This window comes from Rossellomorea sp. GQ25 (assembly GCF_059758515.1).
This window is the reverse complement of record NZ_JCAXEQ010000003.1, coordinates 289,318-302,335: the sequence shown is the minus strand read 5'-3', so window position 1 is coordinate 302,335 and position 13,018 is coordinate 289,318. Positions and strand designations below refer to the sequence as shown.

General features: G+C 39.5%; 11 protein-coding genes, 1 other RNA gene and 1 pseudogene. 4 read left to right on the top strand and 9 right to left on the bottom strand.

Annotated features, from left to right (window positions below; translation table 11 throughout):
- Positions 1–2: 2 nt before the first annotated feature.
- The 3 genes from qoxB to AC6CIB_RS12280 form a co-directional block, all read right to left on the bottom strand.
- Complete coding sequence (gene qoxB, locus AC6CIB_RS12290; RefSeq protein ID WP_498281030.1) at positions 3–1,967, bottom strand: cytochrome aa3 quinol oxidase subunit I; 1,965 nt, start codon at positions 1,965–1,967, stop codon at positions 3–5.
- Positions 1,968–1,983: 16 nt separating this feature from the next.
- Entirely contained in the window at positions 1,984–3,000 is a 1,017-nt protein-coding gene (gene qoxA, locus AC6CIB_RS12285) for a cytochrome aa3 quinol oxidase subunit II (protein WP_498281028.1), read from the bottom strand.
- A 415-nt stretch (positions 3,001–3,415) separates the two neighbouring features.
- A complete protein-coding gene (locus AC6CIB_RS12280; RefSeq protein ID WP_498281026.1) occupies positions 3,416–4,243 on the bottom strand; it encodes a DUF2935 domain-containing protein in 828 nt (275 codons plus the stop codon).
- A gap of 160 nt (positions 4,244–4,403) precedes the next feature.
- On the opposite strand from AC6CIB_RS12280, the gene AC6CIB_RS12275 reads away from it, so the two are divergent.
- On the top strand, positions 4,404–4,895 hold the full coding sequence (locus AC6CIB_RS12275; RefSeq protein ID WP_498281024.1) for a hypothetical protein: 492 nt from the start codon (positions 4,404–4,406) through the stop codon (positions 4,893–4,895).
- A 107-nt stretch (positions 4,896–5,002) separates the two neighbouring features.
- Here the strand turns inward: AC6CIB_RS12275 and AC6CIB_RS12270 are convergent, their stop codons facing one another.
- On the bottom strand, positions 5,003–5,521 hold the full coding sequence (locus AC6CIB_RS12270; RefSeq protein ID WP_498281022.1) for an undecaprenyl-diphosphatase: 519 nt from the start codon (positions 5,519–5,521) through the stop codon (positions 5,003–5,005).
- Positions 5,522–5,906: 385 nt separating this feature from the next.
- Here AC6CIB_RS12270 and AC6CIB_RS12265 point away from each other — a divergent pair, with 385 nt between their 5' ends.
- The gene (locus AC6CIB_RS12265; RefSeq protein WP_498281020.1) at positions 5,907–6,077 is read left to right on the top strand and encodes a hypothetical protein; all 171 of its coding nucleotides are present in this window, start codon (positions 5,907–5,909) and stop codon (positions 6,075–6,077) included.
- A 106-nt stretch (positions 6,078–6,183) separates the two neighbouring features.
- Here the strand turns inward: AC6CIB_RS12265 and AC6CIB_RS12260 are convergent, their stop codons facing one another.
- The gene (locus tag AC6CIB_RS12260; RefSeq protein ID WP_498281018.1) at positions 6,184–6,534 is read right to left on the bottom strand and encodes a hypothetical protein; all 351 of its coding nucleotides are present in this window, start codon (positions 6,532–6,534) and stop codon (positions 6,184–6,186) included.
- 632 nt (positions 6,535–7,166) lie between these two features.
- Here AC6CIB_RS12260 and AC6CIB_RS12255 point away from each other — a divergent pair.
- On the top strand, positions 7,167–7,325 hold the full coding sequence (locus AC6CIB_RS12255; RefSeq protein ID WP_498281016.1) for a hypothetical protein: 159 nt from the start codon (positions 7,167–7,169) through the stop codon (positions 7,323–7,325).
- Between the two features lie 696 nt (positions 7,326–8,021).
- Positions 8,022–8,258 (top strand): WGxxGxxG family protein, encoded by a 237-nt coding sequence (locus tag AC6CIB_RS12250; protein ID WP_498281014.1) that lies wholly within the window; start codon positions 8,022–8,024, stop codon positions 8,256–8,258.
- Between the two features lie 197 nt (positions 8,259–8,455).
- Here the strand turns inward: AC6CIB_RS12250 and AC6CIB_RS12245 are convergent.
- The 4 genes and pseudogenes from AC6CIB_RS12245 to rnr all read right to left on the bottom strand — a co-directional run.
- Positions 8,456–8,745 (bottom strand): annotated as a pseudogene (locus AC6CIB_RS12245) (ATPase, T2SS/T4P/T4SS family); the annotation flags it as partial.
- Between the two features lie 813 nt (positions 8,746–9,558).
- Positions 9,559–9,922: a transfer-messenger RNA gene (gene ssrA, locus AC6CIB_RS12240) on the bottom strand.
- A 150-nt stretch (positions 9,923–10,072) separates the two neighbouring features.
- Entirely contained in the window at positions 10,073–10,543 is a 471-nt protein-coding gene (smpB, locus tag AC6CIB_RS12235) for an SsrA-binding protein SmpB (RefSeq protein WP_044338267.1), read from the bottom strand.
- Between the two features lie 119 nt (positions 10,544–10,662).
- Positions 10,663–13,008 carry a ribonuclease R gene (gene rnr / locus AC6CIB_RS12230; RefSeq protein WP_498281012.1) on the bottom strand — a complete coding sequence of 782 codons (2,346 nt, stop codon included), beginning with the start codon at positions 13,006–13,008 and terminating at the stop codon, positions 10,663–10,665.
- Positions 13,009–13,018 lie beyond the last annotated feature (10 nt).

Sequence of the window (13,018 nt, the reverse complement as noted above, 5' to 3'; positions counted from 1 at the left end):
ATTCACGCCTCCCTCTTATACGGGTTTTCAGTTTTTTCTATTTCTTCCACACTTACATAGTAACCAGCATCCTGTTTGTGTGAAAATAGTGAGCGGTATGCCATGCATCCGAAGATACCAGTGAGGGCAAGAATCGCCATCCACCACAGTTCAAATACTAAACCGAATCCTGCAACAAAGAAGAATCCGGACATGATAAATGGTGTCCCTGCATTACTTGGCATATGAATCGGTTTATACTCAACCTTTTCCGGTTTACCTGACTCTTTTCTTTCTTGCTTCATATAATAGAATGCATCCGCACTCTTCACTTCAGGAACATGAGCGAAGTTATAATGAGGAGGAATCGCAGAGCTAGTCGCCCATTCAAGTGTACGTCCATCCCAAGCGTCTCCGGATAGTTCCCGTTTCGCAAAACGATAGCTGTAGTAAACGTTATAGACGATGATCATGAATCCTACACCCATTCCGAATGCCCCAACAGAAGAGATGACGTTCAATGCTGTCCAGCCATCTTCCGGTCCGTATGTGTACACACGTCTTGGCATACCGGAAAATCCTAAGACGAATTGTGGTAAGAAACAAACATTGAAACCGATAGAGAAGAACCAGAAAGCCCATTTCCCTATGCGTTCATTCATCTTATGTCCGAACATTTTTGGATACCAGTATACCAGTCCTGCAAAGCAGGCAAATACCACACCGGCAATCAGCGTGTAGTGGAAGTGAGCAACCAGGAAGTAGTTGTTATGATACTGGAAGTCTGCTGCAGCCATTCCAAGCATGACCCCTGTCACTCCACCGATCAGGAAAGTCGGGATAAACGCAACCGACCACATCATGGCGACGGTAAATTCAATCCGTCCCTTATAAAGGGTACCCAACCAGTTAAATATTTTGATCCCGGTCGGTATGGCAATCGCCATAGTCGAAATCGAGAATACACTGTTAACCGCAGCGCTTCCGCCCATTGTGAAGAAATGGTGAACCCATACAACGAAGCTTAACCCTGAGATCGCAACAAGTGAAATGATCATCGATTTATAACCAAATAATGTTTTTCTTGCAAATGTAGCAATGATTTCTGAGAAAATACCGAAAGCAGGCAAAATAACGATATATACTTCCGGGTGTCCCCATAGCCAGAATAAATTCGACCAAAGCATCGGATTCCCGCCGTCTGTCAGCGTGAAGAAATGCGTACCGAATAATCGGTCAAACGTCATCAACGCCAATGTCACCGTTAGAATCGGGAAAGCAAATACGATGATGAATGCTGTGATCAATGTCGTCCACGTGAACATCGGCATACGAAGAAGCGTCATGCCTGGTGCACGCATCTTAATAATCGTAACAACAAAGTTGATTCCCGTTAATAATGTACCAATTCCAGAAATCTGCAGGCCAAGGAGGTAATAGTTAATTCCCGGTCCCGGACTTCCTTCAATTGCCAGTGGTGCATAGTTCGTCCAACCTGCATCCGGTGATCCACCGAATACGAAAGACATATTGAAAAGGATCGCCCCAAACATAAATGACCAAAAGCTTAAGTTATTCAGGAATGGGAATGCGACGTCCCTTGCACCGATTTGGAGAGGGACTACGACGTTCATTAGTCCAAGTAAAAATGGCATCGCCATGAATAAAATCATGATCGTACCATGAGTCGTAAAGATTTCATTGTAATGCTGTGATGATAAAAATTCATTATTAGGCACCGTTAATTGCGCCCTCATTAAAAGTGCATCGACTCCTCCGCGGAAGAGCATGATCAATGCAGCAATGATATACATGATCCCGATTTTTTTATGATCAACACTCGTGATCCAGTCATTCCACAGCCATTTCCATTTTTTAAAGTACGTAAGGGTCGCGACGATCCCAATTACGGTGAAAACGATGGAAATGTTGGCTCCAAGAATCAACGGATCATTGAGGATTAAATTATCTTTAATAAAATCAAACATCTAGAGTCCTCCTTTCTTAGTGCTCATGTCCTTCGTTATTTTCGTGATCTTTATGTTCTTCATTGTCATGTCCTTCATCATGTTCCATGTCTCCATGATCACCGTGATTTCCATGACTTGACTTTGCCTCTTTATCTGCACCATGTGAAGATGCCTCGACACCATATTTCTCACGGATCGCCATGGCATATTCAGAGTTCTTTCCATGGTCGACAAAGGCTAAATGAGTGGATGAAAAGGTCATTTCTTCAACCGTGTCAGGCAGCATGAGCTTTTCATATGTCTCTTCCGTTAATTTCGGCTCATTTTCCTGAGCATCTCTTACCCACTCTTCATACTCATCTTCTTCCAACGCAACAAAATCAAACTTTTGGTGGGTCATTCCTTCACCAGTGAAGTTTGAGTTTCTTCCATCATAAGTACCTGGCTCATCAGCCTGTAAGTATAAATCATTTACCATTCCTGGCATCCCATAAATCTGTCCGCCGATTTGCGGCACCCAGAAAGAAGCCATGGAATCTGCAGCCGTCACCTTGAATAAAATGGGATGGTCTTCAGGTACATTGACATAGTTGACCGTCTCAATACCTTCCTCGGGATAACTGAAGATCCACTTCCAGTCCGCAGCAGTGGCATGGATCACAATCGGATCTTTATGAGCCGTTGCTTTTGGAGCTTCCCTTAATTCATATAATGCCTTTGTATTTGGGATAGACAAGGCAATTACAATCAATACAGGAATAAGCGTCCATATAATTTCTAATTTCGTACTCCCGTGCATTTCGGGCTTATAGTCACTATCCTTTTTACTGCTTCGATATTTTAGGAGAATAACAGTAAAGAAGGAAAGAACGACAACCATAATGCCAAGCATATAGTAGATTGACAGCATGATCAGATCTTTCTGCAAGGCCCCTACCGGCCCTTTCGGATCGAGAATGATCATTTCACTTCCCGAACTGAATATAATGATGAAAAATAATGAAACCAGACTGATCAACACAATCAAGTATGGCTTGAATTTATTAAACATAGGGAAATCACCTTCCTTTATGTCGGATTTATCACTGTAGACCTATACTATCAAATTCTATTAAAAGGTACCCTTGTTTCACTTAACTTTAAACAGATTTTCGAAATTTCGTCGAAGTTTATTCACAGAACGGTAACAATGTTGGAAAGAATTGCTCAAAGGACAAAAAAATAACTCTCAAAATTATTTGAGAATAATTTTGAGAGCGTTTTACGAATTGATCATTCTGAATAATGAGCTTTTGTATAATCCTTACTACTTTAATTCACCTTCTGTGAATCCCATTCATATCCATGGACCTTCCCTCCTGATTATTAAAACAAAGTTGCAAGTGGGGCTGCCGAATATGAATGACTCCACACCGTGATAGGATCCTTATACCATTACTATTTTTTCTAGTACCCTCTAACAACTATTATAAATAGGTAGCTCTTTTTAAGGAGCAATTCCCGGCTGCCTCCTTAAGCTTTGGAGAATAATAGCTGAGCTTTTTAATGAAATAACAGGTTTCTGGAAAATGATGCTCTAAAAAACGGAGAGTGGTTTTATTCAGCAGTTTTTTCTTATTATATTTCATAACCATTCCAGATATATACTGACTCATTTCCAAAGTCGTTTGACCAACTTCATAGGCAAATTCCCTCTGCCGGGCGAAGCCAGGCTGCTTAAATCTGAGATATCCTTTCAGATGCCGATTTTGAACGATATACACTTGATATTGGTTAATATAAGCCTCTGCCTGCCTGCTCGCGTTAATTTCAATGGGATCGATTACGTTTTGAAATAATACCGCGTGCCCCAGCTGATCTTCAAGCCATAAATCCATCAAATCCACCAACGGAAGCGGCTCTGGCTCTTCCCCCTTCTGCAGATACCCTAAAAACCGCAAGTATTCCTGATTTTCTGCAAGCGTGCCGTTTAGGTAGGTAGGGGATAAATTAAGATTAACTTTATTATCGATCCTTAACGATTGCAGCATTCCTTCAAATTCGAAATAGCCTTTGGCCACTGGCCACACTTTATTTGAAAACTGAACCATGGTTTCATTCTGATGGTCTGCCGTACGCGGAACGCGGTTTAATTGGTCGATAAGCTCCCCAAATAGTTGAATGTACTGCTGTGAAACACCCACATACTCTGCTTCAGCTGCAGATAAGTGGTCTCTGATGAAATAAGCATGATCCTGTAATACTTCAAGCCAGAATAAGTGCTCCTCCCATGTCGTGATCATTTGATTAGCCACCTCTTTACCTCCTTTTTATATTATATATTTTATTAGGAGTTAAAAAAGAAGGACTTCCTTTAAACTTCCTTTAGATTAAAGAATCGTGCACGAAGATACATAAATTTTTCATAAAAAAGGAAGAATATATTTACCACTATGATGAAAAGGGTGTCCTTCTATGAAGAATAGAAAACAACTGATTACGTTAATGACCTTACTCCCCTGGTTGTCCCTTCCACTTCTGCGCAAAAAAACGTTAAAAAGATTTTTACCCGGCACACTATTTATGTGCGTATATTTAGTAGCAGAGGGCATATTAGCTACCCGGAGGAAATGGTGGTGGTTCCCTTTTTCCATAAAACCGAATGTATTGGCTGAACTGCCCTTGATTCTAGGTCCCTTTTTTGTTGGATCATTTTGGATTTTTAAATACACTTACGGGAAGTTCTCGATCTATTTTCTAGTTAATTTGATTGTTGATTCTTTTTTTACCATCTTCATGTTGAATTGGTTCAAGAAAATCGGATATGTCACCCTGATCAGGTTTACAAGGATACAGCTGTCATTACTCTTTTTATTAAAATCGCTATTTATGTATGGATTTCAGTATTATTATGAGAAAGTTTTTTCCGACAGGGTTAAAAAGGATGAGGAAGTGGAAAGTTTATAGGTCATTGCAAGAAATAAACCTCTCATCGCAGTTGAACGATGAGAGGTTTTTTATGCCGTTGCTATTTTCGTATATTATATTTCCACGCCAATGAAACGAATCTTCACTCAGTGCTGTGTTCCTTTATCGGTAAATTCACCAGCAGTTTTACCCACTACCATGCTGGTCATGGAGGCAATAATGGCACTTCCGATAATATCAGATGGATAATGATGTCCCAGCCAAATACGAGAAAAACCTGTCAACACAGATAATCCCCACATGATTGAACCAAGAACACGATCATAAAGAACGATGGAAGTAGAAACGGCAAATGCCAGTAAAGTATGCTTACTTGGAAATGAAGAATCTATTTTTGAGGGAATGAGTATGCCGACCCGCCGTTTGGCAAACGGACGCGGCTTAAAGTAAAATAACTTAATCAAAGCGTGAAGAAACAAAGTAATTCCAGAAGACATCACTGCATTCCAAGACACTCTTCTATAATGATCATTTCGAAACCACATGATTATCAAAACAAGTATAAACACATAACGAATCTTTTTTGAAATTAGTATCATCAGGAAATCAATTGGAGAACAGCGTCCAGAAAGCAGATTGATTGCCTTGAATACTTTGTAGTCCATAAGAAGCTCTCCTTTTTTCAGGGATACAAATAAATTTCCCTAATAAGCGGGAAGTATGTGTAATCGATAAAAGAATTCTTCGGAATAAAAGCATTAAATATTAAATTTTCTTAACAATTATGTATGAGCAAATTGTTGATAGGATAAAATTCAGGGAGCTCCCGTTTAGGATGCTCCCTATTGTTTTACTATTAAAGCGACCAATTGCAGAAGATGAAGTTAAATAAAAATGGAACTGCCTATAGCCGTTCTTTTTAAAAGTTATCGCACCTGATTGTTTTAGTTCATTCATGCTCTCTTTAGTAAGTTAGGCAAACTTTTTACATAGAAAGAAATAAAATGGGGAAATTTAAAATGAAAAGCTAATAATAATGAGGTGATGAGCATGTCAATCCAACGAGATCATAAGGAAAAGAACCAATTTCACAACCAAGATGAGATTAAGCATTCCGAACAACATCCCCCATACTTTGACCCTTCCTTACCGAAGGATACCATCATTCTTGATGAAGATATGTCAAAAAATGCAACAAATGTTGATGATATTGAATTATAGCTCTTCGTAATATACAACCTTTTATATTGAATAAAGAAAAAGCTGAAGATTCACTTTCTGACAAAAAAATGCCTACATTGAAATAGGCATTTTTTAGAACTGAATTTTATTTATTTGTTAAAGGATTTTTGTCAGGTACTAATTCCTTTGAAAATTCTGTAAGAGTAGCAGGATTTGGTATTTGGCTATTTGATTGCGTTCGTATATTATTTATTACATTTTTAACAGGTTGTAGCATATTTCTGTTTCGATTCCTCCCTAACCCAAATACCGCTGCACTAACTCCTAGACCTAATAAAGATATCCACATCATACCTCTATTGTTTCTTTTCATTCCAAACATCTTTAAAATGTTTTGTCTTTGTCTTCCCCCTGTATTTAAAAACGATGTTATCCAGTTATTCATTTCAACCACTTCCTCTTCTTTAATTTGGATAGCAAAACTCCATTTCATCATTTAATATTTACATTCAGGTATTTAAAAATGCTGGCAATGTTTAGATATAGACTTGGACTGACTTCATTATCGATAAAAGCTGATACACCCTTTATATTTTATGAAGAAGAGCAAGACTTAGATGAAGATTCATCTGAAGAACGAAGGGGTTTTTAACCTATTCACCTATAGCTTTGAAATATAGTTTGATAAAAGAACCGTAACGAACCTTATTTAATATCACATGAAAACAATCGCGCCATTTAATCTAATAAGAGAGTGCATAAATTAATACTTTTAGTATCAGACTTCTTCGGAAGCTGAAGTTATCCGGATAGAGTTTACAGACTTTGGTATCAGCGATTAAATTTATAATTAGAATTCATTCAATACCAAATGAACAAACTAATTAACGAGCGATTGTTCATGCTTCTTTCTACGATGGGTACCTTCAAATTTTTATTTGGGGGTATCTTTACTTTTGCTTTTCTTAATTCACCAAACCTATTTTTCGTATAATTGATAGCTATTTCCAGGAAAGATTTTTTTTGAGTAGACTCCTTTTTGAAAAGAGCACTCATAATTTCATACATCGGGGAAACAATAAATCAAGATCTGAAAGATCTAATATAAATAAAGAAAGGAGAATGAACATGAATAAAAAGTGGCTACTCATGCTAACAGGTATATCCATTTCTGCTATGTTAGTTGGGTGTAACTTTGATGGGGATCAGGAACCACCACCTCCTGAAGCTGAACAAAATGGAGATCAGGATCAACAACAAGAAAATAATTCGACACCCGAAGAATAGTAACATCCAGACCCAGGAGAAACTCCTGCAGAAGAGCTTGAAGAAGACATAGAAGAGCCGTTTGAAGATCCAGACGGTGATGGAATAGACGAAAACGATCAAAACCCAGAAGATAACTAAAGTAATATTGATATTAAAACTAAAAAAGTAAAAGAGCCAATTTTTTTATAAGATAAGGGGTTGGCTCTTTTTTCTACTTGCGAACTTATGCAAAATAGGTAGACAAAAGAAATATAGTCTTATTCCAAATCCGGTGCATTAGTAGAATAAGAATTAAGTGCTTTTATGAACAATTGGAGACTTTAGTTCTTCTTTAGAGTTTTCCTCTTCAAATTCGAAGAGAAAAATCTTCATCCTTAATCATTTCGTCTACCCGAGCAACACAGAGGATCTTTCAGATATTCACCTAGACATTAAATCAAACTGGTACCAGCTTGAGCATTGGAGAAAAAATGTTGCTTCAAATGTTCACTAATAAGGTAGTTGTTGATCGAGTAAGTGATCAGTTGAGACCTGATTGTTTGGAGATTAAAGAGGTTGAGTTTTATTAATATATTTGAAATGAGGGGCGTACAGAGTCTAGAATCTGTGCCCCTTTATATATCTTATATTTAATGCCACTCTCTTAAAAAGATAATGAATAATTTTCTCCACTTAAAGAAAAGCTAAACCCAAACATTGAAAGGAGGGATTTAAATGACTAAAAAAATCACAATGCTAACTTGCTCTTTATTATTGTTAACAATGATGCTTACAACTTCTATATTTGCCTATAACGGTAATGACCAAGTTAATAATGACAATCTTGATAATGGCATCAGAAACGTAGCTACTGAAAATACAAATGATGATGATGACACGGATTGGGGATGGCTAGGTCTAATTGGGTTAGCCGGTTTATTAGGTTTGCGGCGGAATCGTGATGAAAAATAGACATTTTCTTATGACCAAATTTTCAACTAATTAAATAACTCCTTTCACAACTCAAAATAATGTAATAGTTGAAACATGTTCATGTGAAAATTCAATTTACTTTGAACATGTTTCTCTATTTTTCTTTGCGTTTAACAAGGAGTTGAGCCGAACCCCCTCTAAAACTATTTCTTCTTATATTTAACTAAAATCTTTAATATGACTGGGTGACCTGTTAAACAGCCCTCACCGCAATTACTGCTATTTCCCGGTCCAGTATCTCTCCTACCATAATCATATCGTGATCAGGCCTCAATATCGCTTTTAATCCAGTGGAATACGTAATCCCCGCTTTTTCATTCACTTGAATTTGCACCATTTCTTCATGCTGTTTCTCTACAGGGTCATCAAGAGTAATCGCATTACGGTTCAGGGCAACGGAGCAATGGTGGACGAGGGAATACAAAGTTGTCGTTTTTCCACTGCCAGTGGAACGAGTTATGTAAATACAACAAAAACTAATCATGCTTTTATATGATATGAGGCACGAATATCAACGTGTCTCTTGCATTTTATACATTGAAATAAGTTAGGTTCAATTTCTTTATGTCTTTTCAATTTCCTGCATGTCTGGCAAGACTAAATTACATATCTTCCTTAATTTACAGAAGAGTGGGTAGAAGTAGAGGAGAGGGCACAGAATTTAGGTGAAGTTGAAGTTAATAATTATCCCTTATTAATGCAATAGCATCGTTGAACATATTATCCCAGCAATAAGTGAAACAATGTCGTTATCCCCTCTCACTTAGAACATATTCTATATCGCCACTATTGAAGTCCTTAATAGGAACAACTATATAGGCAGAATATACGCTATGCTTCTGCTGTAACCTAAACACCAATTCAGGATCGTTTAAACATGTTTCTACTAGGAGACATGCGAGAGTGGTCGGCTTCATATTACAAGCTGTGGACAACCTATTCAGTATTCATCTTGTTCGTAAGTGAAATGTTTATCCTGTTTATTTTCTTATTTCCTACAACCCTTTCCTTCTACATCAAGGCACCCCCTTTCAAAAGTAATGACAATTGACAGTGTCAATTGTGTAACAATGTAACAAAAGAGAGGAGAGCGGAATGGGCTATATGCCCTTTAACGTTAAAAAAACCTACAGATTTACACCTGTAGGTCTGGAATAATATAAACTCTAAGTAGAGTTTAAAGCATAAAATGGTAACTCAGCTTTTAAAGCAAAAGCGTGTAATCATTATATTTTTATGGTTTAGGTCACAGAAAATAAAAAACCACCAAATATGTATTTGGTGGAGACGGTGGGAATCGAACCCACGTCCAGAAACATCGCCACTTAAGCGTCTACGAGCGTAGTCGATATATTCGCAAGTTCACTGCAGCTTCTGCCTATCGACGGGCGTCCGTGCAGCTAGTCTGATTGGTCTCTTCCTTTGTCCTCAGACGGTGGACTCCGGCGTAGCCTACTAAGAGTGAGTCCCTTACCCTACCACATAGGCGATGGAGGGAGGAACAGCTAAAGCGCTATTATGCAGCTAAAGCTAAGTTATTGTTAGTTTTGCCAGTTATTATTGGCTTTGACGTTTTATCGTGGACGATCCCCACGGCTCGCAACCCAAGCTCGAACTATCCCTGTCGAATCCGTAACGTCCCCATGATAGAAAGGGAAGAACGGGAAAGAATAAGTTCAGCGTGTAAGTCACTTATTCAATTGTTCTTGCAGCCACTAGATTACCTCGCGACATCTATTAGTATAACAAATCCTGAGATAATTGCAAATACCAGATTCCGGAAATCTGTACATTCACATACCTTTTTGACGCTGGGCCAGCTCTCTTTGGATCGAACGGTTCGCTTCTTTTCGCTTTAAATCTTCCCGTTTATCATACTTCTTCTTACCACGGGCAAGACCGATCAGAAGCTTGGCTACACCATTTTTGATGTATAGCTTTAATGGAACGATACTATATCCTGCTTCCTTCGAATCACCGATCAATTTATTGATTTGTTTTTTGTGAAGCAGCAGCTTACGTGTTCTGAGAGGTTCGTGATTAAATCGATTTCCCTGTTCATATGGACTGATGTGCATATTATGAACAAAAATTTCTCCGTTTTGAACACGGGCAAATGAATCCTTCAAGTTCACACGGCCGCCACGGATCGCTTTAATTTCGGTTCCTTGCAGCACAAGACCCGCCTCATATGTTTCTTCTACGGCATAGTCATGACGCGCTTTTTTATTTTGGGCAATAAGCTTGCCTTCTCCCTTTGGCATTGGAATCCCCCTAGTCATTTCCGTTGGTTTATCATTATTATCTCATATTTCCGAGAAAAATTGTATTGTTACACTTAGAAAAGAAAAGGAGCAAAGGTTACCCCATTGCTCCTTACCTCTTATTTCTTCTTTTTACGTTTGCTTCGAGGCGCATTTTCAAAGTGTTTCTTATTCGTCTTTTTCTTCTTGTTGTTTTTCGGTGGACGTGTTGACCATTCTCCGTCCTTTTTTCGGTCTGAAGATCGATTCGATTTAGAGCGGTCTGAAGATTTCCCTTTGTCGGTTCGAATCGAGCGAACGCGGTCTTCGCGCTCCTTGCGATTATTCTTCATTCCTACGATCTCAAAGTCGATGGCACGCTCATCTTTATTGACGCTCACGACACGAACGGTGATCTCGTCTCCGATTCGAAATACGTTTGCTGTTCTTTCACCAATCATGGCAAGATGACGCTCATCAAACCGGTAGTAGTCGTCCGTCATATAACTCACATGGACAAGACCTTCAATGGTGTTAGGCAGTTCGACAAACATTCCGAAGTTCGTAACGGAACTGATGATACCGTCGTACTCTTCTCCCACTTTGTCTTCCATGTATTCTGCTTTTTTCAGCTCATCGGTCTCACGCTCTGCATCTACCGCTCGTCGCTCACGGCTTGACGTGTGCTCAGCGATATGACCCATTTGGGCCCCCCATTTTTCCCGTGTTGCTTGATCAATCTTGCCTTCAATCAAGTAAGTCCTGATTAAGCGATGAACAATCAAGTCAGGGTAACGACGGATCGGTGATGTGAAATGAGTATAAAACTCTGTCGCCAGTCCGAAGTGACCTAGGCTTTCAGGATCGTATTTCGCTTGCTGCATGGAACGTAGCATCATTGTCGATACAACCATTTCTTCCGGCTGACCCTGAACATCTTCGACAATTTCCTGAAGAGCCCTTGGATGAATCGAATTCGCTGTTCCTTTTACAATCAAGCCGAAATTTGTAATAAATTCGAAGAAACGCTGTAGTTTATCTTCTTTCGGGTCTTCATGGATACGATAGATGAACGGTACTTCCATCCAGTGGAAATGCTCAGCAACCGTCTCATTTGCCACTAACATGAACTCTTCGATCAGCTTTTCGGCTACTGAACGTTCACGCAAGACCACATCAGTCGGTTCTCCCTCTTCATCAACAAGCACTTTCGCTTCTTTGAAATCAAAGTCAATGGCTCCACGTTTCATGCGTTTTGTGCGGAGAACCTGTGCTAAATCTTCCATTTCCTCAAACATCGGTACCAATGGCTCGTATTCTTTCCGAAGTTCTTCGTCTTGATCGACAAGAATCTTATTTACATCTGAATACGTCATTCGTTCGGTTGTCTTAATGACGCTTTGGAAGATTTCGTGTTTCACGACATCCCCCTCAGGTGAAATTTCCATATCACACGATAGAGTTAAACGGTCCACCTTGGGATTAAGAGAACAAATACCATTCGATAATCGGTGCGGAATCATTGGGATGACCCGGTCTACCAAGTATACGGATGTACCTCTATCAAAAGCTTCCTGGTCAATCGGAGAGCTTTCTTTTACATAGTACGTTACGTCAGCAATATGTACCCCAAGCTTATAGTTCCCATTGTCCAGCTTCGTTACCGTCACAGCATCGTCCAAGTCCTTGGCGTCAGCACCATCAATCGTCACAATCGTCTGGTCACGCAGGTCTTTTCGATTTGGGATTTCTGATTCGTCGATTTCACTTGGCACATTATTTGCCTGATCCATGACCTCTTCAGGAAACTCAATAGTAATCCCATGCTTATGGATGATAGAGAGAATATCGACTCCAGGATCATTTTTATGACCGAGGATTTCAATGACCTCACCCTCTGCACTCTTGCGCCCTTCAGGATAGGAAGTTAATTTCACGACGACCTTATGTCCTTCCGTTGCACCCATTTGAGCAGATTTAGGGATAAAGATATCACTCGCAAACTTCTTATCATCCGGAATGACGAATCCGAAATGTTTACTCTCCGTGAACGTACCGACCATTTGGTCGACACCCCGCTCTACGATTCTCACGACAGTCCCTTCTCTTCTGGAACCCGAAGAAGAAGTAGACACTCTTACTAATACAATATCGCCATGCATGGCGTTATTCGTTTCATTAGGAGGGATGAAGATATCGTCCATTCCTGATTCTTCCGGTATCACAAACGCAAAACCTTTTGCATGAGCGGATACTTTCCCTCTTACCAGATTCATTTTCTCAGGTAAGCCGTAGCGATTGCTCCTTGTGCGTACGACCAACCCTTTCTCTTCCATTACGACAAGAGCCTTTACGAATTCCTTGAAGTTCGTGGACCCTTCAATTCCGAATGCTTCTTCAAGCTCCTGTACCGTCAATGGCTTGTATGCTTCTTCCTTCATGTAGGAAAGGAGCCTATCCACATGCTCTTTAATATTTTCGTCCATGACAATCCCT

Coding starts and splice junctions, on each gene's coding strand:
- qoxB (WP_498281030.1), bottom strand. CDS start 1,967: ATGTTTGATTTTATTAAAGATAATTTAATCCTCAATGATCCGTTGATT.
- AC6CIB_RS12250 (WP_498281014.1), top strand. CDS start 8,022: ATGACTAAAAAAATCACAATGCTAACTTGCTCTTTATTATTGTTAACA.
- AC6CIB_RS12265 (WP_498281020.1), top strand. CDS start 5,907: ATGTCAATCCAACGAGATCATAAGGAAAAGAACCAATTTCACAACCAA.
- AC6CIB_RS12255 (WP_498281016.1), top strand. CDS start 7,167: ATGAATAAAAAGTGGCTACTCATGCTAACAGGTATATCCATTTCTGCT.
- smpB (WP_044338267.1), bottom strand. CDS start 10,543: ATGCCAAAGGGAGAAGGCAAGCTTATTGCCCAAAATAAAAAAGCGCGT.
- AC6CIB_RS12260 (WP_498281018.1), bottom strand. CDS start 6,534: ATGATGAAATGGAGTTTTGCTATCCAAATTAAAGAAGAGGAAGTGGTT.
- AC6CIB_RS12275 (WP_498281024.1), top strand. CDS start 4,404: ATGAAGAATAGAAAACAACTGATTACGTTAATGACCTTACTCCCCTGG.
- rnr (WP_498281012.1), bottom strand. CDS start 13,008: ATGGACGAAAATATTAAAGAGCATGTGGATAGGCTCCTTTCCTACATG.
- AC6CIB_RS12270 (WP_498281022.1), bottom strand. CDS start 5,521: ATGGACTACAAAGTATTCAAGGCAATCAATCTGCTTTCTGGACGCTGT.
- qoxA (WP_498281028.1), bottom strand. CDS start 3,000: ATGTTTAATAAATTCAAGCCATACTTGATTGTGTTGATCAGTCTGGTT.